General features: G+C 61.7%; 2 protein-coding genes. Both read left to right on the forward strand.

Features of this window, described 5'->3' with window-relative positions; genetic code table 11:
- Positions 1-252 (forward strand): IS66 family insertion sequence element accessory protein TnpB (gene tnpB, locus ACWGTI_RS32480; protein ID WP_454590656.1); only part of this gene is annotated, 252 nt, incomplete at its 5' end.
- Positions 253-306: 54 nt separating this feature from the next.
- On the forward strand, positions 307-1076 hold a 770-nt coding region (locus ACWGTI_RS32485), incomplete at its 3' end, for an IS66 family transposase (protein WP_454590657.1).

A 1076-nucleotide genomic window follows, 5' to 3' on the forward strand; every position in this document is an offset into this window, starting at 1 on the left:
GCGCTCGATCCGTTTGCTGCGGCGGTTTTTGCGTTCTGCAATCGCCGTCGCGACCGGATGAAGCTCCTGTTCTTCGACCGATCTGGCTTTGTGCTGGTCCTGAAGCGGCTGACCGAGGACAAGTTCCGGTGGCCGCGGCGCGAGGCAGCGGTGGTCACGCTGACGACCGAGCAATTGCATTGGATCCTGGACGGCATCGATATTGATGCGATGGTCCGCCATCCGGTGCGGCAATATCAGGTTGCTGGTTGAGGGCTCTCGAACTCGGCGGTTGACGCGGCGGCATGCTTTCGATTCAAGAATCTGATGAATCGACCCGGCGAACCGACTGTCGAAGAGTTGACGGCGCGCATTGCTGCGCTGCAGGCGGAGAACCGTCAGCTCGCCGAACGGGTCGTCAAACTCGAGGAAGAGTTGGCGCTTGCACGGCTGCATCGTTTTGCGCCGAAGAGCGAAAAGCACATTGATCGCCTCTTCAATGAAGCTGAACAGGCCGCGGATGAAGACGACGCCGACAGCGAAGATGGCGATGTCGTTGTCCTGCCGGACACGGGCTTGCCGCCGAGCGAAGGGGCGACGGGAAAGAAGCGTGGCCGCAAGGCCTTGCCGGAAAACCTGCCGCGCGAGCGTGTCGAGTATGACCTTCCCGACGATCAGAAGGTGTGTCCTTGCTGCGCCGGTCGGATGCATCGCATGGGCGAGACCGTTACCGAGCAGCTTCATATCGAGGTGAAGGCCAAGGTCTTGCAGAATGTGCGGTTCAAATATGCATGCCGCCATTGCGACCGCACCGGGATCAACACGCCCGTCCTGATCGCGCCGATGCCCGCACAACCTTTGCCGGGCAGCATCGCTACGGCTTCGACGCTGGCCTTCGCGCTCGTTCATAAGTATGTCGACGGCACCCCGCTCTACCGCCTGGCGCAGGCATTCGAGCGCGCAGGTGTTCCTGTCAGCCGCGGCGCCCTGGGCCACTGGGTGATCGGCTCGAGCGAAAAACATCTCTCCCGCATCTATGACGCGCTGAAGCTGCGGCTCAGATCGCAGCCCCTCATCCATGGTGACGAGACCACGGT

The sequence above is a fragment of the Mesorhizobium sp. ArgA1 genome (assembly GCF_053714375.1).